This is a genomic window from uncultured Campylobacter sp. (genome assembly GCF_938045625.1).
Classification (GTDB): domain Bacteria; phylum Campylobacterota; class Campylobacteria; order Campylobacterales; family Campylobacteraceae; genus Campylobacter_A.
The window spans coordinates 1-22657 of sequence record NZ_CALIAV010000028.1 but is presented as its reverse complement, the minus strand read 5'-3'; the positions used below and the strand labels follow the sequence as shown (position 1 = coordinate 22657).

Sequence of the window (22657 nt, the reverse complement as noted above, 5' to 3'; positions counted from 1 at the left end):
TATCTTTTGTTATTTCAAGCCAGTTTCAAACTCCAACGGAGTAAATTTTAACGACTTTATTAACCTTGTTAGACTCGGCATTTACATGTTTCAAACTCCAACGGAGTAAATTTTAACGGCGTGTTGCTCTGCGTTGGAACTCGTAGCTCTTCTAGTTTCAAACTCCAACGGAGTAAATTTTAACATTGTTTCTACGAAACAATCATCCCTTACGAAGAGCGTTTCAAACTCCAACGGAGTAAATTTTAACTATCAGCAAAAGGGCGTATTTTTAACAATCACTTGTTTCAAACTCCAACGGAGTAAATTTTAACAAAGCACGAGGCCTATCAGACGAACCGCCATTATGTTTCAAACTCCAACGGAGTAAATTTTAACCTTATGCTTCGGGGGCTTCATACGGCAAGCGTGGGTTTCAAACTCCAACGGAGTAAATTTTAACCGGCATGGACGGAGCAAGGGCTAGCGGCGAGAAGCGTTTCAAACTCCAACGGAGTAAATTTTAACAAAACCCTCAAACTTCAAAGCCGGATACGCTTGAAGCGTTTCAAACTCCAACGGAGTAAATTTTAACTCATAAGAACCGCAACCGCGATCACGGGGTCAAGCAAGTTTCAAACTCCAACGGAGTAAATTTTAACCGATTTCTTGATCTTGCTCGACCGAAAAAAGGTATTGTTTCAAACTCCAACGGAGTAAATTTTAACTCTCATTGCTAGAGCCTGATGAATCGGTTAAACCCTTGTTTCAAACTCCAACGGAGTAAATTTTAACAACGTCCCAAAAAGCTTTAAATACACCAAGCGCAGAGTTTCAAACTCCAACGGAGTAAATTTTAACGTTGGCTTTGCCGTCGGCGGCTTTTTATTGTTTCTGTGTTTCAAACTCCAACGGAGTAAATTTTAACAACTATAAATGTTTATTTGGGCTATACTGTATAAAGTTTCAAACTCCAACGGAGTAAATTTTAACAGCACCAAAATATACATTTTTAGGGCTATTAAAACTAAGAGTCTATATTTTTACGCCTTAAATTTGCATAAAAAGTAAAATAACATCGATACGAAATGCCCCAAATTTCATTATTTCTAAAATCTTAGAAAAAGCTTTATCGACATGGTTTAGATTTCAAAATGATACCCAGAAATCAAATGCCGCTAGCACGCCGTAGCGATTTAGCAATCCGTTTTTAATGAAGTCGCTTCGCACAATCAAATCATCAAAATGCAACCGCGACCTTTTGCTGGCCCTTACCGACAAAATATCAAATTTACCCCCACCTAAATCCCTCGTAGGGCGCGCCTTCACAAACGTATTTCTTGATCTGATTTGCCTCGCGGCGGATCACCTGCCGCCATGTGAGATCGCGCCCGCCCAGCGAGACCGTTTCTCCAAGCCTTGCGATCATTTTTAGCTCGATCTTTTGCACGGCGTCGTTGCTAAATTTTATCCGACCGGCGTCCGTTTGAAAGTCCTTTGCCGTGATCTCCTTTTTATTTAGCATATTAAAAATCAGCGTATCGCCCAAAATCGGCTTAAAAATCTCGGCAAGATCGAGGTGCAGGCTCAGAGCGCGGTAGTTTGGCTCATGCAAAAAGCCGATGCGCGGGTCAAGCTCGGTTTTGTAAATTTCGCTGAGGCAGACGTTATAAATGCGCGTATTTACGTAGCTTATGAAGCTGTTGATTTTATCGGCGGGCGGGCGCTTGGAGCGGACGGTAAATTTAAAACTTTTTTGATCCGCGATTATTTCGTTCCATTTTTCGTAGTATAGCTTTTGAAACGCCCCTTCCACAGCCATTATCGCAGGCACATCCGCGGCGGCGTTTAGCGCCTCTATGTGGGGCGATACGTCAAATTTTACGCCGTGCCTTTTGCAGTTTGCCGCGTCGTTTAGGATGTGCGCGCGAGTGATCTCGCGGGCGATGTAGACGCGTTTAATGGGATCGTCAAAGGCGCGGACCTGATTTAGTAGCACGAAGCCGCTTTTATTGACCGAGTTTGAGGTGTTTGGATAAAAGTTTCCGCGGAAGCTCTGATAAGGACTAAAAATGTGCAAAAGGACGTTGTTGTCGGCCAGAAACGCCATAGTGTAGGTGTCGATCTGCACTTTTGCCAGCACGTAAATTTCATCGATCGCATTTATCGGCAAAATTTTACTGGCGACGACCGCGCCCGCATCGTCAAATTTATCAAAATAGATATTGTTATCTTGCCTGCGAAGCCTGCCTGCGCTCAAAATAAAATGCGTTCTGTCGCTTTTTTGCATCTTTTTTCCTTAAATTTAGCCGGGATTTCAAGCGCCGCCAAACTCAGTAAATTTACGCGAGCAAATTTAGCTAAACAGCGCGCCGCTTTTATCCTGCCCGATTACGATACGCTTGGAGTATTTCAGCGAATTAAACGTATAAATCACGATAGAATCGAGCTGCGTAATGCACTCTTTTTGCAAAATCGCGCTTAGTTTTTTAAAATCGCTCTCGCGAATCTCGCCTTCAAAAACGGAAAACTGCACTCGCGGCAAAAACTTCTCGACCGCCTTTCTGATGCGGTTTGCGTTGTTTTTCTCTTTTTGCTCGGCGCCGGCGATGTCGTAAAATAAAATCACGTACATTTTTCTAAATTTTAACTCACGCAGTATCCGCTATAAGCGCAGTTTGCGCAAAATTTACCCTGCGTAAATTTCGGCGGTCGCTCTAGATTTACGAGAGTCGTTATCTCGCTTAAAATTTGCTCGATTAGAGCGAAATTTTCACTGCTATCATCCACCAAAATCACCTTTTTACCGCTGATTAGTTTGCCTTTTACCTCTTTTAAATTTAAGCCCGTTTTTAAAAGATAGATGTAAAAAAGTAGCTGCATCTTGCCCGCAAGCTCGTTTTTTATACTCTTTTTGTATTCAGTGATGAGATAATGTCCGCGCTGCTTGGAAAGTTTGTCGAATTTTAAATTTGAAAATGCAAAGTCCTGCAAATCGCGCTCTTTGATTTCCGCTAGCGCCTTGCCCATCAGCACGTTTTCATCCTCTTGATCTGCGTGGATATGGTGCGCATAAAGCCACGCCTCACGTTTGCAGGTGACATAATAATTCACAAGCGTACCGGTGATTTGGTCTTTGCAAAACATTAGTCAAATACCTCGTCCGTGATGTCTAAATTTGTATCTTTTTTAAGCCCGTAATCCGCGCTATAAAAATAATACGAGCCAAACGGTAGATAAAACATATCTTTTAGCCCGCGTATTTGCCTTAAATTCGGTAATAATTTCTCTTTATCTTTTAGTATTACGTTTATGCTAAATTTCGATAACTTTCTGATGTGGTTTTTTAAAATATCTCGTATCGTAAATTCGCCATTTGAGCTATTTTTAATTTCTAAAATTTTAGCTTCAAAATCCTTAATAAAATTTTCTTTAGCTTCGATTATTAGCGTTTGTTTGCAGTTATCGTTCATAATTTCTTCGATTTTTTGATTTATATTTTCGAATTCTAGCTTTTTTATCTCGCTTTCTATATATAAATTTTCCAGTTGATTGCTGATTTTTTGAAAATACAAATTTGAAATTTCTAAAATTTCGCTCTCTCGCACCTCTTTTCGTCTAAAATCCTCCAAAATAGTTCCGCTTACTTTATATAAATCGCCATAAATCAAATTTGTAAATTTACTTATTTCGGGAAAGACGTATAGCTCGCCGCGGATTTCTCCAAAATGCCTATTTACGCGGCCTGCGGTCTGTATAATCGAGCTAATGGGCGCAACTTCGCGAAATCCAACGTCAAAATCAAGATCCACTCCCGCCTCGATAGACTGCGTGGAAATTAGTAAAATTTTACTCGCAAGCGGATCGTCTTTACTTTTATCTATTGCGCACCTTACCGCCTCGATAGTAGCGCGTTTGTGATCATCATACATATATCCGTTTAGGCAAAAGCAGCTAAATTTATCTCTTAGTTTTACGAACAGCTCCTGCGCTTTTTTGATCGTATTTACGACGACGAGGGTATTTTTATCCCTTGCGATTCCGCAAATTTTCTCCAAAAGCCCCTCTTCGCCGCTTACGTCAAGCCATTTTATGACGTATCTATCCTGCTTTGAAAAATACTCTAAATTTGAAATTTCTTTAAAATTTTCGCTTTTAATAACAGGCATCGTCGCCGACATAAATATAAAAATAGTGCCGAGCCGCTGCGAGATGATCTCGCAAAGCAGGATAAAATCTTTTCTAAAATTATATGGGATTGCTTGCGCCTCGTCGATGATAACGACGCTATTTTTGAGCTGATTAAATTTGACGTTGTCTTTGTTTTTATTGCCAAATAGCGCAAATATAAGCTGATAAAGCGTAGTTACGTTTATCTCGCCGCTAAAAGATTCCATCAAAAATTTGATCTTAGAGTACCTATCATCTTCGGTCAGATTTTTTTCGTCTATCGTCGTTTTGTGGTGAGCCTTGCCAACCGAAATATCGCTATTTTTATAAATTTTTGCGATAATATCGTAGGTCTGATCAATTATCGAAGTGAAAGGAAGCGCATAAATTATGCGAGATTTATTAAATTTCAAGGCAAAATTTAGAGCAGTCAAGGTCTTGCCGTAGCCAGTCGGCGCAGTCAAAGTAAAAAGTTTGTAATCTTCGTCAAAGTTGTTTAAAACAAAATTTCTAAACTCATCTCGCTTTTTATTTGGCGGCAAAGTTTTGATATTCCCCTCTAAAGCATCTATCGGTATATTTTTAGTTTCCTGTTTTGGCATGCTAAAGATAGCCTCAAATTTATCGCTATAAACCAAATTTGAGTATAGACTTTTGAAATTTATAAAATCACTATAAGTAAATTTGTATCTGTATTGCAATAAAATTAAGTATTGGCGAAGCCGTTCCGCCCTATATAAAAACTCATCTTTTTTTATAGATAATCCCGAATAAACCTGGGTATTTTTAGCCGCGTTAGCTACTTCTTCCCAGTATTCTAGCTCTTTTGAGTTTTTAAAAAATTTATTAGCTTCCCTGGCTAGCGTCATTAAATTTACCGCGTCACCGTGGTGCGAAACAATGGCAAGAAAGCCAAATAGGGTTGGTATTTCATCAAATTTTGAGTTTAATATGAAAAAATATGCCGACAGAAGTGAGTGGTTTTTATCCAGCTTGTCGTTTGAGGTGTCTCTGATGTAAATTTGAAAATTATTTTTTAGTTTTGCGATATCGTGATAGAGCTTAACCTGCTTATCCAGCTCTTCGTCGCCGGCAGAGATCATATTTTTTATATGATTTTCTAAAAGTTTATTTGGATGAGACCAAAACTCGTCAAATAAAATAGACTCTTTCATCGTTTATCCGGTATATATTTCCATGATTTTTAGATTTTATGGGTTCTTTGCCGTTTATTTCCATTACAAAGTCTTTAAAATCTTTAAAAATTCGTCCATTTTCGCAGTCGCAAGGCATTTTAGCCGTAGTTAATTTCGCATTTTCATTAATACCGTCAAAAATAAAGTCGTCCATAAGCGTAAATGTATTTATAAAACTTTCATCTTGCGATATTTTTTCGCATATTTTTATATCGATCCAGCTAAAATCGGCTATACAAAAGTTTATCCCAAGATACGGCGTAAAGGCAATTTTATGTTCTTTTAAATTTGAAATTATCTTATCCCGGTAGCTTTGCTCTAAATTTTCTAAATTTAAAAATACGACATAAGACGGCGAGCAGATGAGCTCTCTGTAAAACTGCTTTTTCTCCTTTGCGTTTTGGTAGCCTTCCTCTATGTGCATATTGCTTGAGAGAGCAAATTTTATACCGTTAAAAACAAAACTTTTTTTTAAAATTTGTCTATCTATTTTTATGCTGTATTTGATACCGGATAGTTTAAAATACTCCTCCTCGCCTATAACGGCGCCTAAAAAGCCCATCATAGCTGTCTTTGGCGGCACCGGATAGGTCAGGCTAGAATAAATCGTCGCCGGATGCGAGAAATGAGCATAATCGCCGAATAATCTAAAAGCAATAATGCTCATTTTACGCCTCTATCTTTTTCCAGCTACTGTCAAAATTTGCTTTGTTTTTTGCTTCAAAATCATAATCGCTCATATACTCTATTTTTTCTATATTTGTAGCATATCTTGCGAGCTTATTTTTTAAATTTGTAAAGTCGATAGTATATTCATTAATGCTTCTTATCGCCCTATCTTCTTTTTCGCTTTTTAGGCTTATGCTATTGTTTAGATCGCCCACAAACGTATCGTCCTTATACGTGATGATTAGCATAAACCTTGGAGTCTGGCCGATTTTGGAGCGAGTCGTTAAATTTTTAGTGCCGTGCCACAAAGCTTTTAAAATTTTAGCCTCATCAGCTTCGTTAAAGCCCGTTTTTGCCGCATTGTAGTTATCGATAATGCCGTAAGTAGCAAAAATAGCGTATTTTAAAAATTTTTCCTCTCTAAAAGTCGCTTGATCTTTTTGCTTTTTAGGATCTTTTGGATCGTAATCGCTGGCAAAAGCGCCGGTTCCTCTTACGTGCTCTATCTCAACCTTGTTTAGAGATTTGCTTAATCTAAACTGCACCGGACCGGTAAACTGAACGCCCGCGGTTTTTATCTCTTTATCCTGTTTCATTTCGTCTTTATCCGAAATCGGCAAGACGCCTCCAAATGCGCGAATATCGATAAATTTAGACAAAATTTCTTTTTGTAGTTCGCTTTTGCTTTGCTTTATGTTTATACTTTGTCTAATCGCCGTTTTAGCGTCTAGTACGACGTCTTCTATCCTATACTCCTTTATAAAAATCGACGCCTCATCTTTTTTCATAATCTCGTCTCTGATTGTTCTTTTTATGCGCACGTCTGTTACTTCGGCGATGCCGGTCTCATCATCGCATCTTGGAGCGTTATCCTTTAGCATATCGCCGTTTGGATTCCAGTTCTCTCCGTCCCATAAAAAAAGTATCTCTTTTTTCTGCATCTTATTCTCCTTTTTTATTTTGTCTTATCTTTTAGAAACTTACGATAATCACTTCCGCCCATAGCAAAAGCAAGCGTAGTATGAGAGCTTTTTACTATTTTTCCTTCTTTAGAAAAGACTTGCGGTAAAATTTCAATCAAACACTCTTTTATGTTTTCAACGTTAGAATTTGGTTTGCCAGAAGCTGCCTTAAGCTTTCTAATCATCTCATCGCACTTAGTCCAAATTCGCTCCAAATTTTCCCTGCTTATTGAGCCGCAGTTATCAAGCCAGTTGCTAAACGATACGCCGCCGTTAACGCCGAGCTGCCAGTTTATCAGAGCTGCGCTTAGCATACCTAGTAAATAAGCGCTAATAAGCGCGTCGTCTTGATTTAAAAATTCGCTATTTTTGATTAGCTCTTTAATCAGTTCTTTTTTATCGGTTAAATTTTCCAAATCGCACTCCTTTTGAAACACTAGTTTTTTATTTAACACGTCGATCTCATTAAAAAAATTTTGATATTTTGCAATATTCTCAAACGTTCTTTCTTTATAAAAATCGTTAAAGTATTTGCTCCATTCCAATTTTTTTGCATAACTTTTATTGACGCTACCGCAACAAATCAGATCGCTATATCTTTCTATCATAATCTCTAAATCAAATTTATTTCGCGACAGCAAAAAACTCATCACGCTTAGTCTATCTTCAAATAAATTTTGAAGATATATCGTCTCATCGGTTCCGCTGTTTTTTTCATAGAAAGCTTTTATGTTAAAATCACCCATTAATTTTGAAATATGGGAGATAAAAGAGGGTAAAACGTCATCTATCGCAAGCTTTAAATCGATAGCTGCGTTGCTTTGCGTATAAAATAAAATCGTATTTAAAACAGGCAATTTTTCCTGCTTTTTAGCAGCGATCTCAAGATAATCATTTATGCTAAATTTTATAACTTCTTCGGCGATTTCAATACTTTTCATATCGCTTTTTGAAGTTTCTTCTAGTATTTTTACAATCTCTTCTAAATTCACCGAGCTACCCAAAATCGTCGGCAAAATTGTCATCTTCATACCGTAAAAATTATGCGATAGCTTATCTTTTATCGCTTTAAAGCCGTTTTCTACCTTTTTTGCGCTAATAGTACTTAGCGGCAGTAGTTTTGATTTGATAAATTGCATACCATTTGGCATCTCGTTTACCGAGCAAAATGCTAAATTTGCATCGCCGCCGACACCTTTTTCATTTGTCAAAATATCGTATCCGTAGGATGATTTTTGCTCTTTTATGCTGATGTGATTTTCAAAAATTTGCTTAAAATAGGCAGAAACGGGCTTGCCCTTGTATGAGAGCGAGAAAAAAGTGGCTACTTTTTTGCCTTTTTCTTTTTTTAGCTCATCAAGGTCTTTGATCTCATCTATAATGTCGATGAAATATTCTTCATTTATACTGGATAACATAGACAAAATAGCGTCTTTTTCTATGTTGCTCGGCTCAAAAAACGAGAGCAAATTTGAAACCGATCTCAAAACGCCTTTTATAAATTTAGCTTCGTCTTTATTTACTTCTTTGTTTAAAAATTGAGAATTTGGAAATAGATTACCGGAATTTGCTCCGACGCCAAATCTACATATTATCAGATCATCTTTGCTTATGTTTAAATTCGGCTCTATTCGCTTGGTTTCTGTGTCGCAGAGATATACTTTGATTGCATCGTATTTGTAGGCTTCGTTTTTTAGACGCTTTTCGTCTTTTTGGTATATTTCGCCTATGTCGGCGAAAATTTTAACTATATCGCCCAAGAGATTCCCCTAAATTAAGTTGGCATAATTATACTGCAAGTAATCTTTGATGTCAAGTTATTATATTTTACATAAATTTTACTTGATTTTTTAAGTAAGTTTTTATAAAATACTCTTTGAAAAGCAAGTATTTCTTGTTCTCCTTATAGGCTTTTAAATTTATATTTTACTTAACTTGCTTTTCTTTTGCTATCTCCACAAACCCCGCTCCGCAGTTCATACATCCGCTTCCGACGCCGGCGTCAAGGATCAAATTTATAAGCTCAGGCTGCGCGCAAATTTTCCATTTCGCTTGCCAAGCCTGAACCGGCGAGCGGTTGTTGCCGTAGTAAAAATTAAATGGATTTTGCAAATTTTGCCAGAGTAGATTTAGCTCAAATTCGCCGCTATATTTGCGCCCGGTAAGCGTTTCAAATCTTTGCAGCGCGTTTGTTTTCATCATCTCAAGATGCCTGGAGTCTTGCGGCTGCAGATAAATTTTATGTCCCAAAAGCCCGCCTACCGCGCATGCTACGCAGCCTTGCAGCACCGCTTCGCTTTGCGTGGTCCTATGCTCGCTAACAGCTACCGTAGTATCACACAGGCAAAGCTCGCCCAAGCTTAGCCCGTCTTTTAGCACGGCAAGCGCGATTATTTTTTCAAATTCCGGCTCGTAAGAGGTAAATCTAATCCGCAAATTTGCACCATTTAAACGAAAATCGAAATTCGTTCGTTTAAAAATTTTACCGCTTGGCTCGTGTTTGTACCCCTCATGCTCGGCGCTTGGCAGATAGCGGTAGATGTAGCCTTGGATGAGTTGAGGCAATGCCCTTGAAATTTTTAAATTTGCGCTTGGCGAACGTGAGGTTATTGTGAGCATTTTTATCCTTAAATTTGCTAATTTTTTAATGCAATTATAAAAAATATTGCATTAAAAATCGACTTTACTAAAAAATCTAGCAAAATTTCAAATTTTACCAATCAAATTCGCTAAAATATCCGCAAAAATTACGCAAGGAGAGCAAATGAAATACGATTTTGACGCACCAGTAGAGCGAGGCGGGACGTATTCGTCAAAGTGGAAAACAAGCGGCGACGAGCTACCGATGTGGGTGGCGGATATGGATTTTAAGGTCGCACCCGAGATTTTAGAAGCACTGCAAAAGCGCCTAGATAACGGGGTTTTTGGCTACTCGTACGTGCCGCAGGAGTGGAGCGAGGCCATCTGCTCGTGGTGGAGCAGGCGCCACGACGTCAAATTTGACCCGAGCTGGCTGATTTTTTGCACGGGCGTGATACCGATCATTAGCTCTGCGGTGCGCAAATTTACGAGCGTGGGCGATAAAATCGTGATCCAAAGCCCCGTCTATCACGTCTTTTACCGCAGTATCGAAAACAACGGCAGGGTCGCGCTCACAAACGAGCTAGCCTACGACGGGCGCGGCTATGATATTGATTTTAAGGACCTCGAAGAAAAGCTCGCCGATCCGCTAACGACGATGTTTATCCTTTGCAATCCGCACAATCCCGTCGGTAAAATTTGGAGCGAGGAAAAACTAGCCAAAATCGGCGAACTATGCGCTAAACACGGCGTTTTAGTGATCTCTGACGAGATACACTGCGACATCACGAGCCCTGGCAAAAACTACGTACCGTTTATCCGCGCGAGCGAAACTTGCAAAAACATCTCGATCACCTGCGTTTCGCCTACAAAAGCCTTTAACATCGCGGGCCTGCAAAGCTCCGCCGCCGTAGTGCCAAACCCAAAACTGCGCGCCAAAATGGCAAAGGCCATCAACGACGACGAGGTCGGCGAAGGCAATGTGTTTTCTTGTATCGCGGCGATCGCGGCATTTGAGCGAGGCGAAGCGTGGCTCGAGCAGATGCGCGAATACGTAGAGCAAAACCGCAAAATCGTGAGCGAGTTTTTGCAACACGAACTGCCGCAGATCAGGCTTGTGGAGCAGGACGCGACCTATCTGCTCTGGCTTGACTGCCGCGAAATTTGCGACGACGCGAGCGATTTTCATAAATTCTTACGCCAAAAAGCGGGACTTTGGCTAAACGACGGCAACGCGTACAGAGGCGCGGAAAAATGCTTCTTGCGGCTCAATATCGCAACCCAAAGATCGCGCGTGCTGGAGGGGCTAAAACGCCTAAAATCAGGCGCTCTAGCCTACGCAAAAAGTAGGGAATAATATATTTACGAAAAGTTGGGATAAAATTTAGACCTTTTTGGTATGATTTCGGCGTCCGACAAGAAAACCTCCTTTTTGTAACGGCGCCTCGGCTCCCCCTGCCGAGGCGTTTTTGTCTTATTCATTAAGCTTTTTTAGTTATAATCCTTCTCATAAATTTACTCCGCCTAGCTCAAATTTAAGCAAATTTAGCGTTTTAGGCGAAAGGACGAAAATGCTAACTCACATAGACGAAAACAACCGCCCCAAAATGGTCGACGTAAGCGACAAGGGCGTAACTACGCGCATAGCCGTAGCAAGCGGCATAATAAAAATGTCGCGCGAGGCCTTTGACGCGATCAAAAACAACACCGGCAAAAAGGGCCCGGTTTTGCAAACCGCCGTCATAGGCGCGATAATGGGCGCGAAAAAGACGAGCGAACTCATCCCGATGTGCCACCCGCTGCTAATTAGCAGCATAAACTGCGACATCGAGGAGCTAACCGAAATCTGTGCCTACAAGCTAACCGTTAGCGTCAAGATAGACGGCAAAACGGGCGTAGAGATGGAGGCGCTAACAGGCGTTAGCGTCGGGCTACTAACGATTTACGATATGATAAAAGCGATAGATAAAACCATGCAGATAACAGATATCACGCTAGAAAGCAAGAGCGGAGGCAAAAGTGGCGACTATGTGCGATCTAAATAAAGAACCTGAAATCTCATACCCAAATTTTTGGGAATACAAAATCATCGTGCTTGATAGTGAAAACGCCGAAGCTATCGCGCAGGGCGTCGTAGGCGAGAGGCAACACAAGATAACGCCGTCAAAATCGAGCAAAGAGAGCAAATACAAAAGCTACAATCTAAGCGTTTTGATTAATTCTAACGAGGAGCGATTAGAGATATTTTCCGCGCTAAGACGCGTTTGCAAATACGTACTATAAGGACTTTCATGCAAAATTTAGTCTTCATCCAAACCATAAAAGAGAACAAAAACGACCCGCAAATTTCCGTTTTGATCAGGGAATTTGCGCTAAGCGAGTTTAGAAAAAGCCTCAAAGGCGCAAAAAACGGCGACGCAAACGCGGCTCTGGCTAAAGAGTTTGAGCAAATTTGCGAGGTGCTAAAAGGCGAGGATCTGCTAAACCGCCAAAACGTCGCCAACCTCATCCAAAGCGCAGGCGACGCGCTCAGCGAAGCAAAAGAGCAGTATATCCACCGCCTAATTTACGAAAAAGAGCAGATCGAGCGGCAAATTTACGCGCAAAAAGACGAGATCAAAAACGATGTTCGCGAGCTACTTGAAAATATGGAAAATTTCATCAAAAGCAGCGACCTGGCGGATAAAGAGGAAATTTTAACCGCGATAGACGAAAAAATGCTCTGCGAGCTGCAAATGCTGGGAATCCTAAAAGAGACCACCGAAGCGGCGTTTCTAACCGCGATCGAAAAGGGCGACGACGTGAAAGACACGGTGGAGCAAATCGCCAAAAACGTCGTGCTTAGCGCGATAAACGAGGGGGAAGCGAGCAAAGAGCACATCCTAGAGATCGCAAGGACGGTCTGCGAGGCGGCGTGCGAAATAGCCGACGTCGATCAGGCCTTTGCCAAAGAGCTAATTAGCGGCGCGATCAGCGGCGTAAAAGAGGCGCTTGGCAAAAGGACGGAGAAATTTATCGAGGAGATCAAATTTGCCCCCGACAGCCAGACGCTGCTTGGCGAAGCTAAAGAATTTATAAGGCTTGAGGAGAGATTTGTGGCGATGCTGCGCGATATGGCGCGCTCAGATGAGCCGTCTGCTGCCGTGATAAACGAAATCCTAGACGAGTCCGTCGATAGCTACTTCGCCAAATTTAAGCGCCTGCAAAACGACGTTTCGCGCCAGATCGAGCTTCAGTTAGAGGGACTAAAATTTAACGAAAATATCGATAAATTCGCTAGCCTTGCCGGAGCTAAATTTGAGGAGCTAAAGCGCGAGGTCGGCCAGGCCGGCGATAAGCTTAAAGAAAATTTTAACGCCAAAGAACGCATCGAAGCGCTAAAAAAAGAGATCAGCGACTTTGAAAAACGAACCGAGGAGAAGCTAACCGAGATAAATGCTAGCGAGATCGGCGAAAACCTCAAAGCAAAATCAAAAGAACTAGGCGAAAAGCTCTACAAAGCCGCCGAAAATCTCATAAAAACCGCCAAAGAAAAGATCGGCAAAAAAGAGGACGAGAAAAAAGACGAGTGAGCCAAATTTGGGCGCGTATGCTTAAATTTGCGCCCAAATTTTACTTACCCGCTACAAACGGCGGCAAATTTGACGCGGTAAATTTGCGCTCGAATTTGCCTTCGCCAAAACGCCGCGAAAGTCAAATTTAACCCCAAAGGAACAAAAATGAGCATCACGTTTTTCGTCAAAAATAAAAAGAAGTTTCTAGTCGGCCTTGCGCCCGTGATGAGCGTGGAGGAGGCGCTGCGACTGGTGCCGAATTTATCGCAGTTTAACGCCGATGAAGACGACGAGGAGTTTGACGCAGATAGCTTTTACGGCGCGAAGCTCGACGAGCTTGACTGCCTTGTTACCGGCACGGACGGTCTTAGTGGACGCGGCTTTGAGATCGGCTACGAAGACGGCGCCTATAACGTCCGCATCGGCACGCCAAGTACCCGCACGGACTGGAAAATCGCGCTAGAGTACCTAAAAAACCTAGCCATAAAAATGGACGGCGAAATCGTGAGCGAGGACGGGGAGAAATTTAGCGCGCAAAATATCGAAAGCTTTAACTATGAGCATGACATACGCACGGGGCTAGAGGCGATAGAGCAAAATTTGCAAAAAGAGGCGCAAATCAGCACTATTTACGGCACGCGAAACGAAGTGTCGTTTGACAAAAAGATCATAGCTCGCATACTTGGCGCAAAGGATCCCGCGGGCGAATTTAGCAAATTCGTAACCGATATCCAAAATTTGGATGCGTATTTTGCAAATCAGATGTTTTTCCGCAGGAACGATAGCGGCGAGATCATCGGGCAGTACGTCCTGTCGCAAGGCGTCGTTACTGTGCTGCCGTATGAACCTAGCGTGGAGTATAAAAATTTACAAATGCTGGGCGATGAGAAAGTCGCGCACTGGTCGGTCGCGATATTTGGCGGAGAGGGCGACGATGAGGAAAAATACGAGATTCTAGCGACGCTGAAATATGAAAGTTTCATCCAAAATTTGCCGAAAGATAAATACGAATTTATCGATGCTAAAAATATCGTCGTAAGCGCGTTTAGCAAGGCAGAATTTGACGCGCTCATCGCGAAATGCGGCGAAGAGGGGCTAGCAGACTAGGCTGTTTAGCTAACGGCGGCGATTTGCCTGCCGTGCGGTAAATTTAGTGGCAGAGTTAAAATTATGGCCGAAATTTACCCACCTTTTTGCTCTGAAACGAAGCCAAATTTGACGCAAGATAGATCAAATTTGGCGTCAAATTTAAAACTCCGCAAGGCTGTAAATTTAACCGCAAACCCAAAATATTGACTTGCGCCGTACCTTTGGATAAAATCGGGCGCAAAAATCAAAAGAGATCAAAAATGCGAAAAATTTTCCTGCCGCTTTTATGCGCCTTTCTGCTAGGCGGATGCACTACGTACGGCATCGGCCCCTCTAATATATTTTTAGAAAACAAAGAGCTAACTCAGCTAAAAGGCCGCCATATCCTAGATATGGAAAGGTACTCCGGCGGCTGGTCGCATATCGAGATAGGTATGCTTTCGAACAAATTTTATATGCAGCACGAACCGCGCGAAGTACTATCGGTAGAAAGATCGTGCAACTTCTGGGGTTGCAGCGTAACGGGTGTGAACTACAGCACCTACGGCTTTGTTTACTTTACTACCGGCAAAGACGGCTATATCACTAACCACACCGAGGACGGAGACGCGATAAGGAGCGTCAAGCATAAATTTAAAGACCTGCTAGTACTGGGGAACTAAGATGAAAAAGACGGTAATAACATTATGCGCGTTTGCGATCACTGCGGCGTTTGGGCTCTCTAACGAGGATTACGATAAATTTATAGCGCTAGACGATAGCGGAAAATACAAAGAAGCGTTGGCATTTATCAAGCCAAAGGCCGATGGCGGCGACGCTAGAGTCGTCACGCTCGTAGGCTACCTATACGAGGTGAGGATGTCCAATATCGGCGAAGGCGTAAAGTGGTACAAAAAAGCCATGGGGCTAAATGATTCGCTCGCTCACTCGAATATGGCGCGGATCTACTACCGCATGACGGACTATAAGCTAGCTGCGCAGACCCTTGAAAAGGCAAGCAAACTAGGCGACACGGGCGCGGACGCAATGCTAGGAAATATGTATCTAAACGGAATACACTTTAAAAAAGACTATAAAAAAGCGCTCGTCTACATCCAAAAAGGCGTTGCCGATGACGATCCTCAGGCTCTAACCGATCTAGCTATATGTTACGAGAACAGCTACGGCGTCGCAAGGAATATGGATAAGGCCATAGAGTTTTACAAGCGCGGAGCGGCGCAAGGTAACAAATACGCCAAAAGGGCACTAGAGAGATTGCAGTAGCTAGTGCGCGGCTACCTGAGTTTTGACGATACCGACTTTATCCGTCTGGTAGCGGCGACTCGGGCTATCCGGGAGAATAAATTTAGGCTCGCTTGAGCTCAAAATTAGTTTTTAGTAAACCGGTCGATACTGGCGATCTGTTTACCGACTTCGCCTCTACCAAATCACTCAAATTTGGGTAAATTTAAAACCCAATCCGAGTCAAATTTAATAGATAAAAAGCCCCGCGTCTTTTGCTTCGCCGACCTTGTCCGTTTTCACCCAGGCCGCGATGTAGATGAAAAACGAAGCCACGAGCAAAAAGAAGCCAAATACCGCCAAAACACCGCTCGCCCACAGCAGCTCGCCCGCAAAAAACGTGCAAACGTAGACGCGAAAAAGCCCGTTTCTAGTTAGTCTCGCAAGCTCGAAAAAGACCTTTCCCCACACGAACGCGACGTAGCCAAGTAGCAGTAGCGCGATGACGGCCACTAGCTTAGCGAGCGGATGAGCCGCGTCCGCCATATAGGACGCCAGCGTCGCCGTGACGTGAGCGACAAACATCACGATCATCGCCTTGCCGTAGTTTACGTGCAGATCCTCGCTGTGAGCGAGCCCGGCGACTCCGTCTAGCGCCGCGTAGGTTAGCAGCGCGGCTGCTATGACAGCGAGGTTATCCGCGATCTGTAGTGCTAGTCCCCCGTAGCTAGCGATAAAGTACGCGTAGATCTTGATCACGGCCGGCACGATGCCCGATGCGATACCTAGCATCCTAGCCCGATCAAACGCCGCGCTCTCTTTTAGCGCAGCCTTCGTCTCCTCGCTTCTGACGTCTTTCGTCGCGCGCTTTTCGCCATCGTCTGCGATCACAAATACATCTCTCGCAAACGCCCCATCAGGCCGAAACGCCGCTCGCTCGCCGCCGCTAGGCCGCCCCGAGCGCACGTCCTCAAAGCTAAATTTATAGTATTTCCCGTCATCGCCGATTATCGTCGTTTCGTTTATCGCTACACCCTTCACCAACTCTCCTTTTTGCGTTTTTGCCGCCCTATTTTAGATTAGCCCGCTCGTTTGCATTTTTGGGGTGCGGGTTGTGCCACCCATCAAATTTAACGCCGCACTCCCTAGTCCAGCCAAATTTTACGGTTTAGCCGCAGCTCCTCGACGATACGCAAAAAGCCACCGATCTCGTCTTTGTAAAATCTATTTGCCCCTTTGCCCACGAGCGGACGGCGCAGATCAGGCTCGAAGTTATCGCGCCCAGTGCGGATCGCCATGCAGATTTTGTCGCCTATTAGCACGATGTTTATCGGGCGGTGAAATCTCGTTTTTAGTAGCTTTAGATTTTCCATCAGGCTAGGCGTGAGCGCATATCTAGCCTCGATCTGATCGGTCGTATAGACGCGAAATAGCCGCTCAAACTCCGCGTCGTCCATCCTCGCGCGCTTGCCGCCGTAGTCCTTAAAATCATCCGTCCCGCTGCAAATTTGCGTAACGCCCTTTAGCCGTTTAGGAAAATCCGCGACAAACAAAATCCCAGCAAAAAGCACCCTATGTGTCTTGTTTCCGTGTAGATCCTCTTTGATACTTATCGCCTCTACGTCGCTAAATTTAACCCGCACGCCCTCTATCTGTCCGAAAATCAGGTCGTTGCCCGAGTACTTGTCGATGTCAAAATCATAAATCATATATAAATAATCATTTTCTACGAAGCCACCCGGATGGTAGGTTAGGCCGCAGCTCTCGACGATACTGCGTATAACTTCTCGTTTAAATTTAAAGGTAAAGCTATCCGTGAAAATACTCTCGAAAAAATAATACATCGCAGCCCCGCAGACCACAAACGTACCAGCGCTAAGGGCGGCGTTTTGCGCGGCTAGATAAAGTAGCCAAGCAAGTGTCGCGGCGACGAAGACGCAGGCAAGCTTTAGCCTAAAAAGCGAGCGCAAAACCTTTTGCCGCTCAAGCTCTAGCAAGACCAGATCGTCCATTTTCGCTCCTGTTTTCATTTAACGCCATTTTTGCAAATTTGGCTATTTTACGAGCTTTCGTCTTTAAATTTGCGTTTTAAACCGCTTAAATTTAAGCTCTTTTTTACGGGCCGCGGCGTTTTGAATTCGGATCAAATTTGACTCAAATTTACCGCCCGCGCCGCTTTTTATATTCAAATTTGACGAACCGACGAAGCCCGTCTGCATTTTAAAGAGTGCTGTTAAGCGCTCAAATTTAACGTCAAATTTGACGAAACGAGCGCAAATTTAGCGATTAAAAAGCTCGTGCACGTCGTGCGGATCGTCTTGGCCTTTCGGTACCTCGAAAAACGCAGCCTTATGAAACCTCGCCCAGCTAGCGACGAGGTTTGAGGGAAACATCTCCACGGCGTTGTTATAGTCGGTCACTGCGGCGTTGTAGGCGCGGCGCGCGGCGGAGATCTGCTCCTCGATCTCGTTTAGCGTCTTTTGCAGGTGCATAACGTTTTCGTTGGCTTTGAGCTCAGGGTAGTTCTCGACGACGACGTTGAGCTTTGAGATGAGGTTGGATAGCTCGCCGTTTAGCGCAAATCTCTGCTCGTCACCCGCGGCCTTTTGGATGCCGCTTCTAAGCGCGGAAATGTTTTCCAGCAGCTCGCGCTCGTGCGTGATGTACTGCTTGACGGTGGCGACGAGGTTTGGAATGAGGTCAAAGCGCCTTTTTAGCTGCGTATCGACGCCTGATTTGATATTTAGGACTTGGTTTCGCTTGCCCACCAGCGAGTTGTAGACCGAAATGACGATGAGTGCTAGAACGGCGATGATGCCTAGGACGATGTACATTTTACTCCTTTGATTTAACTTTTGTTTTGATTATATCAAAAAGCTGCTGAAACCGGAAAATTATACTCGTTTTTGCCGCGCTAGATGCCAGGTCGCTCGGAGTTTGCGACCAAAACGCTAAATTTCGCTCGTCTTTGCAAAGCCGCTTTGCGAGCAAATCTCGGATACAAGGGCCAGTTGCCGTAAAATAAAGACTTGCGGCCGATTTTTTCGCTTAAATTTAGGCTTAAAAACGCAAAATACGCTTTTGGATAAACCGTTTGTGCACTTTGCGTTACGGGCGAGTTGAGTCTTATTTTTAAACAAAAACCAAAGTAGGTACGCGCAGGCAAAACGGCTCGGCGCAAGCCCTTGCCGGGCGGCGATCGGCAGGTAAAATCTAGCCTATAAATTTCGCCTACACGGGCGGCACGGCCTTTTGCCGCGATAAATTCGTATCTTTTGAGGGTGATTTTACGCGAGCTAACAGCTAAATCATCGCAAATTTAGCGCCGTTTAAGCCGCAAGAGCAAAAATAGCATTTTTAAACATGCCAAAAAGAGCGCGAAACATATTTTCTCGCAGCTTCAGAGTTTTAAGCCGCGAGAGAAAAACTAACATTTTAAACGGCACACTCGCCGAGCCGTCAAACCTATCCCGTGCGTTTTGCGTTTAGGCAAGGAAATTACAGCTCGCGCTCTATGCAAAATTTAGCTATTTTGCCGATTTTGCCGGATGCAAGTAGGCAAATTTACGCTTACTAGAAAGCTTAGAGGGCAAAAGCACGGATTTGCGCCGCGCACAAACGGCAAATTTGCGACTTTGCGCCGTAAGGCAAAAACCAAAACTAGCCAAAAGGCGCAAATTTAAGGTGCGCATAAAAACCAAACCAAAGCGCTTTAACCTTTTAAAGCTCGCAAAGTTTGCCGCAAACCCGCTTTTACCGCGTCTTGCGCGATAAATTGCGGGATACTAGCAAATCACCACTTCATACCCGCTTCCAGCCAAAAGTTGCGGCCAAGGCCGTATTCGTAGTAGTTGCCCTCGTTTGAGGCGATAAATTTTTTGTTTAAAAGATTATTTATGTCAAGATTTACAAACGCTCGAAAATCGCCGGCCAGCCGCCTTTCGTAACCTATACGCATATCCCACGTCGCGTATGCGGGCAGCTTTTGGCGCTCGTAGACGTACATCCCGCGAGTTCTATTCCAGCCGCCTAGTAGCGCGTCCGTTTTGCTCGTATAGTTTATGAAATTTGAAACGCTAAAGCCGCTAAATTTAGCCGAGTGGCGAAATTTAGCCGAAAAGGGCACATGGTAATCAACGACGGGTAGTTCGCTTTTTTTGATGATTTTGCTGTTATACGAGACGTCGTCGTTCATCTCATCGTCTTCATAATCCGTAAAGCTCCTGCTTTGCTTAGTAAAGCTTAGCGAGCCTTCAAAATCGTTTTTTACGCCCCAAATTTCGATCGGAGCGATGTTTGCCGCGCTTAAGGTTACGATGTCGCGCTTGCTTTGCCCCTCGTTGGTAAATATAGAATATCCGTTTCCGTAGCCCGCTAGCGGCTCTCTTACGTATTTCGTCGCTACTTCGTCGCGGCCTTGGCGTCTGACGTATTTTAGATTTAGCCTCGCGTTACCGACGTCGCCGCGATAATACGCGCTAAATTCGTCGTCGTAAGGCGTCTTTAGCTCTCTGATCGGGTAACGGTCCCTATCGTAATCACCGCACACGTAGGGTGCGCCGTATGAACCTCTAGTGCAAGTTTTATTCATTTTATAGATGCCATTATACATCTTGTACGCGAAAAAATTTCGCCCGTAGTAGCGGTTTAACCCGAGTCCTACAAAATTTTTATCCGCGAATTCATACTCGGCTAGCAACCTCGGGGCCAAATTTACGTCGTTATTATCGCCGTTTCGCTCGATGCGAAGTCCGGGGCGAAATTTAAACGCGCCAAACCTCATCTCGTCTTCGAGATAAAGGGCGAGATTGGTCTGCGTAGCCTTGGTTTTTACGGCGTAGTAGTAGGTTTTTCTCGATAGATATTGACCGACCGCGCCCTGGGATGCGAAGCTATCGTCTATGACGCAAGTTTTATCCCCCGGCTCGCACGCGCCCGTTAGCGACTTTGGGGCGCTGTTGTGAACGTAGGTTTTGGGTATCTCGTAACCGCCGATTTGCCTAGTTAGCTCAAAGCCCGATTTTATCAGATGCACCGCGCTAAAAGCGTCAAATTCTTTCATGCTCGCATCAAATTTATACGAGAGAGTATTCTGCTTTTGGGTAAAGTCGTTATACCCGCCGATGCCCGCACTCCCGCTCGTACTCCAGTTTTTGACGTTTGAGGATTTGTAGATATAATACTCGGTATCATGCTCATAGTCGCGGCTGTTTTGCGAGGCGGAGTAGCTAAGCGTCTGTTCTAAAAATACCCCCTCAAGATCGGCCTGCGCCTCGAGCGTTGCGACGTAACCGCCGTATTTTAGCGTGAGCTGGGAGTCTAGGTACCGCTTGGCGGAGGTGTAGTTATCTAGCCTAGAGTACAAAAAGCTCGGCTTTAGCGTAAATTTATCGCTCACGCCCCAAACGCCTTTTACGAAAAGATTATCATTAGTCTGCCTGTCGTTTGGAAACGAGTATAAATTTTGATTTATCTGTTTTTTGTTGTAGTGGTTTTCTATGACGGAGCGGTGCCTCGAGTAGTCTAGCAAAAGGCCGAAATTCTGCGTCAAATACCCCTCGGCGCTGACTCTATACCTGCGCTTTTTAAAGTCGCTCATATCGGCTAGATCGCCGTCGTCGTATCTTTGCTCGGCGGAGGCGTCTTTATAAATTTTGCTCCAATCCCCGCCCGTATAAGAGTAGCTAAGCACGCCGTGAAAGCCGCTTTTGGGGTCTCTGGTTTTAGCGTTTACGGCGCCTCCTTGAAAGCCGCCGTATCTAGCCGAGACCGCGCTATCTAGCACCTCGACGCTACCTAGCAGATCCGTATCTACGCTCATGGCTTGCGAGCCTATCGTGCTATCGCTCCAGATGTTGTTGTGGTTATTCCGCGTGCGTTTTTTAGGGTCTAGGTCGTTATTTATGCTTGCGCCGTCTAGGGTAAAGTTGTTTTGATAGTAGTTCGCGCCGTTTATGCTGATATCTTGCGGAGCCAGCTCGCCCGCGCGCACGCTTTTGGCGTTTTTCGCGCTAAAGGCGACGTTTGGATTACCTTTTAAAAGATCGGTTATGCCGTGATTTTTAGACGTTATCAGATCCATATCCGCGCGCGTTAGTTTTCCTGGTTCTTTCGTAGCGTTGGCGTCGGCGCTGACCTCGACTTTATCCAGTACGACCTCCGCGGCGTTTAGCGTACTAAAATTTAACGCCTTTAAAGCGGTTAAATCTAAAGAGCCTTGATGGGCGTCGCGACTCGCGACCAAATGCGAAAGCGGCAAATTTAGCGCCGCGACCGCTACGAAAAGGCTAGCCGTTTTTTTCATAATTATCCTTAGTTATATTTGTCGGTTTTGGGCGTTTGCGTCAAAACCGCGTATTTTAGGCGACGATAAATTTTACTTGCCTTACATTTTAGCTTTGAACAGTTGCTAAATTCGGCTAAATTTACGCCGCAAAGTTTATAAAAAGGCGGCTATTTGCGATTTGCCCTCGTAGCAATTAGGCTTTGTTTTTTAAACGCACGTTTAAACCGCAAAATTGAATAAAAAACGCCGCCCAAATTTATTCGCCGCTTAAAGAAGCTACGCCAAGCAGGTTTGCTAAGCTCTAAAGTCGCTTTTGCTAAAAACCTAAAAACCGCGCTAAGAGCTAAATTTATCCCGCGTGGGCGTTATTTTTCAGACTTTAAAACCGCCTGATAGCCCTGTTTTTTGAGCGCCTCTACGACCGTATTTTCGGCAAAGTCGTCCTGGACGACGATATCGGCCGTTTTAGCCTCCAAATTTACATCAAATTTCTTCACACCCTTAAGCGTATTTAGCGTCTGCACGATGACTTCGTAGCAGCTCACGCAGGCCATGTTTGGGATCTCGTAAACCAAAGTCTTGTCTGCAAAGGCCGCCGTGCAAAGCACCAGCGCTAGAGCTAGCTTTTTCATTCTTTGATACCGACTTTGTATTTTTTGGCTTGGATCGCGTGCACGATGTCCATCACGTTTACGCCGCTATCTGCGGTGATGTTTACGTCTTTGCTTTTTAAATCAAAGCTCACTGCGGTGACGCCCTTGACGCCCTTTGCGGCATCTTCGATTTTCTTAGCGCAGCCGCCGCAGTTCATATTCGGTACGTTTAGTTCGTAGGTTTGCTCTGCAAAAACAGCGCCGCAAATCGCCGCTAAAAGTAAAATTTTCTTCACAATCGCTCCTTGAAAATAATATTTGATATGAAATTGTATCACTATATTTCTTATATATTTAT

General features: G+C 43.9%; 22 protein-coding genes and 1 CRISPR repeat array. Of the genes, 7 read left to right on the top strand and 15 right to left on the bottom strand.

The window, feature by feature from the left end:
• Positions 1-22: 22 nt before the first annotated feature.
• Positions 23-972: a CRISPR direct-repeat array (repeat unit 30 nt; unit sequence GTTTCAAACTCCAACGGAGTAAATTTTAAC).
• Between the two features lie 298 nt (positions 973-1270).
• The 8 genes from cas1 to Q0386_RS02815 all read right to left on the bottom strand — a co-directional run bounded on the left by cas1 (position 1271) and on the right by Q0386_RS02815 (position 9595).
• The gene (gene cas1, locus Q0386_RS02850) at positions 1271-2269 is read right to left on the bottom strand and encodes a CRISPR-associated endonuclease Cas1 (RefSeq protein WP_299026796.1); all 999 of its coding nucleotides are present in this window, start codon (positions 2267-2269) and stop codon (positions 1271-1273) included.
• Between the two features lie 66 nt (positions 2270-2335).
• Positions 2336-2614: a CRISPR-associated endonuclease Cas2 gene (cas2, locus tag Q0386_RS02845; RefSeq protein ID WP_299026793.1), complete on the bottom strand. Its 279-nt coding sequence runs from the start codon at positions 2612-2614 to the stop codon at positions 2336-2338.
• Between the two features lie 11 nt (positions 2615-2625).
• Positions 2626-3126, bottom strand: a complete 501-nt coding sequence (locus Q0386_RS02840) for a Dna2/Cas4 domain-containing protein (protein WP_299026790.1) — start codon at positions 3124-3126, stop codon at positions 2626-2628.
• Positions 3126-5324 (bottom strand): CRISPR-associated helicase Cas3', encoded by a 2199-nt coding sequence (cas3, locus tag Q0386_RS02835; protein ID WP_299026787.1) that lies wholly within the window; start codon positions 5322-5324, stop codon positions 3126-3128. The genes Q0386_RS02840 and cas3 overlap by 1 nt, the downstream gene beginning before the upstream one ends.
• Complete coding sequence (gene cas5 / locus Q0386_RS02830; protein ID WP_299026784.1) at positions 5302-6012, bottom strand: CRISPR-associated protein Cas5; 711 nt, start codon at positions 6010-6012, stop codon at positions 5302-5304. Before cas5 ends, cas3 begins: the two co-directional genes overlap by 23 nt.
• A gap of 1 nt (position 6013) precedes the next feature.
• Positions 6014-6955 carry a type I-B CRISPR-associated protein Cas7/Csh2 gene (gene cas7b, locus Q0386_RS02825; RefSeq protein ID WP_299026781.1) on the bottom strand — a complete coding sequence of 314 codons (942 nt, stop codon included), beginning with the start codon at positions 6953-6955 and terminating at the stop codon, positions 6014-6016.
• A gap of 14 nt (positions 6956-6969) precedes the next feature.
• Positions 6970-8736: a TM1802 family CRISPR-associated protein gene (locus Q0386_RS02820; protein ID WP_299026778.1), complete on the bottom strand. Its 1767-nt coding sequence runs from the start codon at positions 8734-8736 to the stop codon at positions 6970-6972.
• A gap of 166 nt (positions 8737-8902) precedes the next feature.
• Positions 8903-9595: a CRISPR-associated endoribonuclease Cas6 gene (locus tag Q0386_RS02815; protein ID WP_299026775.1), complete on the bottom strand. Its 693-nt coding sequence runs from the start codon at positions 9593-9595 to the stop codon at positions 8903-8905.
• A gap of 145 nt (positions 9596-9740) precedes the next feature.
• Between Q0386_RS02815 and Q0386_RS02810 the strand changes: the two genes are divergently transcribed.
• The 7 genes from Q0386_RS02810 to Q0386_RS02780 all read left to right on the top strand — a co-directional run bounded on the left by Q0386_RS02810 (position 9741) and on the right by Q0386_RS02780 (position 15462).
• Positions 9741-10913: a MalY/PatB family protein gene (locus Q0386_RS02810; protein WP_299026772.1), complete on the top strand. Its 1173-nt coding sequence runs from the start codon at positions 9741-9743 to the stop codon at positions 10911-10913.
• A 214-nt stretch (positions 10914-11127) separates the two neighbouring features.
• A complete protein-coding gene (moaC, locus tag Q0386_RS02805; protein WP_299026802.1) occupies positions 11128-11601 on the top strand; it encodes a cyclic pyranopterin monophosphate synthase MoaC in 474 nt (157 codons plus the stop codon).
• A complete protein-coding gene (locus Q0386_RS02800; RefSeq protein WP_367272379.1) occupies positions 11576-11839 on the top strand; it encodes a DUF493 family protein in 264 nt (87 codons plus the stop codon). The genes moaC and Q0386_RS02800 overlap by 26 nt, the downstream gene beginning before the upstream one ends.
• 8 nt (positions 11840-11847) lie before the next feature.
• Positions 11848-13128, top strand: a complete 1281-nt coding sequence (locus Q0386_RS02795; RefSeq protein WP_299026769.1) for a hypothetical protein — start codon at positions 11848-11850, stop codon at positions 13126-13128.
• Between the two features lie 147 nt (positions 13129-13275).
• Positions 13276-14217: a DUF4299 family protein gene (locus Q0386_RS02790; RefSeq protein WP_299026766.1), complete on the top strand. Its 942-nt coding sequence runs from the start codon at positions 13276-13278 to the stop codon at positions 14215-14217.
• Between the two features lie 242 nt (positions 14218-14459).
• Entirely contained in the window at positions 14460-14861 is a 402-nt protein-coding gene (locus Q0386_RS02785) for a hypothetical protein (protein WP_299026763.1), read from the top strand.
• A 1-nt stretch (position 14862) separates the two neighbouring features.
• On the top strand, positions 14863-15462 hold the full coding sequence (locus tag Q0386_RS02780) for a tetratricopeptide repeat protein (RefSeq protein WP_299026760.1): 600 nt from the start codon (positions 14863-14865) through the stop codon (positions 15460-15462).
• 207 nt (positions 15463-15669) lie between these two features.
• On the opposite strand, the gene Q0386_RS02775 is transcribed toward Q0386_RS02780, so the two are convergent.
• From Q0386_RS02775 to Q0386_RS02745, 7 genes are all read right to left on the bottom strand, one after another.
• Positions 15670-16461 carry a hypothetical protein gene (locus tag Q0386_RS02775; RefSeq protein ID WP_299026758.1) on the bottom strand — a complete coding sequence of 264 codons (792 nt, stop codon included), beginning with the start codon at positions 16459-16461 and terminating at the stop codon, positions 15670-15672.
• A 104-nt stretch (positions 16462-16565) separates the two neighbouring features.
• Positions 16566-17450, bottom strand: a complete 885-nt coding sequence (locus Q0386_RS02770; RefSeq protein WP_299026755.1) for a DUF3137 domain-containing protein — start codon at positions 17448-17450, stop codon at positions 16566-16568.
• Between the two features lie 45 nt (positions 17451-17495).
• Complete coding sequence (locus tag Q0386_RS02765) at positions 17496-17639, bottom strand: hypothetical protein (protein ID WP_299026752.1); 144 nt, start codon at positions 17637-17639, stop codon at positions 17496-17498.
• A 60-nt stretch (positions 17640-17699) separates the two neighbouring features.
• Positions 17700-18254 (bottom strand): LemA family protein, encoded by a 555-nt coding sequence (locus Q0386_RS02760; RefSeq protein ID WP_299026749.1) that lies wholly within the window; start codon positions 18252-18254, stop codon positions 17700-17702.
• Between the two features lie 959 nt (positions 18255-19213).
• A complete protein-coding gene (locus Q0386_RS02755) occupies positions 19214-21724 on the bottom strand; it encodes a TonB-dependent siderophore receptor (RefSeq protein ID WP_299026746.1) in 2511 nt (836 codons plus the stop codon).
• A gap of 347 nt (positions 21725-22071) precedes the next feature.
• A complete protein-coding gene (locus Q0386_RS02750; protein WP_299026743.1) occupies positions 22072-22338 on the bottom strand; it encodes a heavy-metal-associated domain-containing protein in 267 nt (88 codons plus the stop codon).
• Complete coding sequence (locus Q0386_RS02745) at positions 22335-22595, bottom strand: heavy-metal-associated domain-containing protein (protein ID WP_298056881.1); 261 nt, start codon at positions 22593-22595, stop codon at positions 22335-22337. The genes Q0386_RS02750 and Q0386_RS02745 overlap by 4 nt, the downstream gene beginning before the upstream one ends.
• Positions 22596-22657: the final 62 nt, after the last annotated feature.

What these genes read in the sequence shown, in the direction of transcription:
- cas1 (WP_299026796.1), bottom strand. Translation starts at nt 2,269, where the DNA reads ATGCAAAAAAGCGACAGAACGCATTTTATTTTGAGCGCAGGCAGGCTT.
- cas2 (WP_299026793.1), bottom strand. Translation starts at nt 2,614, where the DNA reads ATGTACGTGATTTTATTTTACGACATCGCCGGCGCCGAGCAAAAAGAG.
- Q0386_RS02840 (WP_299026790.1), bottom strand. Translation starts at nt 3,126, where the DNA reads ATGTTTTGCAAAGACCAAATCACCGGTACGCTTGTGAATTATTATGTC.
- cas3 (WP_299026787.1), bottom strand. Translation starts at nt 5,324, where the DNA reads ATGAAAGAGTCTATTTTATTTGACGAGTTTTGGTCTCATCCAAATAAA.
- cas5 (WP_299026784.1), bottom strand. Translation starts at nt 6,012, where the DNA reads ATGAGCATTATTGCTTTTAGATTATTCGGCGATTATGCTCATTTCTCG.
- cas7b (WP_299026781.1), bottom strand. Translation starts at nt 6,955, where the DNA reads ATGCAGAAAAAAGAGATACTTTTTTTATGGGACGGAGAGAACTGGAAT.
- Q0386_RS02815 (WP_299026775.1), bottom strand. Translation starts at nt 9,595, where the DNA reads ATGCTCACAATAACCTCACGTTCGCCAAGCGCAAATTTAAAAATTTCA.
- Q0386_RS02810 (WP_299026772.1), top strand. Translation starts at nt 9,741, where the DNA reads ATGAAATACGATTTTGACGCACCAGTAGAGCGAGGCGGGACGTATTCG.
- moaC (WP_299026802.1), top strand. Translation starts at nt 11,128, where the DNA reads ATGCTAACTCACATAGACGAAAACAACCGCCCCAAAATGGTCGACGTA.
- Q0386_RS02795 (WP_299026769.1), top strand. Translation starts at nt 11,848, where the DNA reads ATGCAAAATTTAGTCTTCATCCAAACCATAAAAGAGAACAAAAACGAC.
- Q0386_RS02790 (WP_299026766.1), top strand. Translation starts at nt 13,276, where the DNA reads ATGAGCATCACGTTTTTCGTCAAAAATAAAAAGAAGTTTCTAGTCGGC.
- Q0386_RS02785 (WP_299026763.1), top strand. Translation starts at nt 14,460, where the DNA reads ATGCGAAAAATTTTCCTGCCGCTTTTATGCGCCTTTCTGCTAGGCGGA.
- Q0386_RS02780 (WP_299026760.1), top strand. Translation starts at nt 14,863, where the DNA reads ATGAAAAAGACGGTAATAACATTATGCGCGTTTGCGATCACTGCGGCG.
- Q0386_RS02770 (WP_299026755.1), bottom strand. Translation starts at nt 17,450, where the DNA reads ATGAAAACAGGAGCGAAAATGGACGATCTGGTCTTGCTAGAGCTTGAG.
- Q0386_RS02765 (WP_299026752.1), bottom strand. Translation starts at nt 17,639, where the DNA reads ATGCAGACGGGCTTCGTCGGTTCGTCAAATTTGAATATAAAAAGCGGC.
- Q0386_RS02760 (WP_299026749.1), bottom strand. Translation starts at nt 18,254, where the DNA reads ATGTACATCGTCCTAGGCATCATCGCCGTTCTAGCACTCATCGTCATT.
- Q0386_RS02755 (WP_299026746.1), bottom strand. Translation starts at nt 21,724, where the DNA reads ATGAAAAAAACGGCTAGCCTTTTCGTAGCGGTCGCGGCGCTAAATTTG.
- Q0386_RS02750 (WP_299026743.1), bottom strand. Translation starts at nt 22,338, where the DNA reads ATGAAAAAGCTAGCTCTAGCGCTGGTGCTTTGCACGGCGGCCTTTGCA.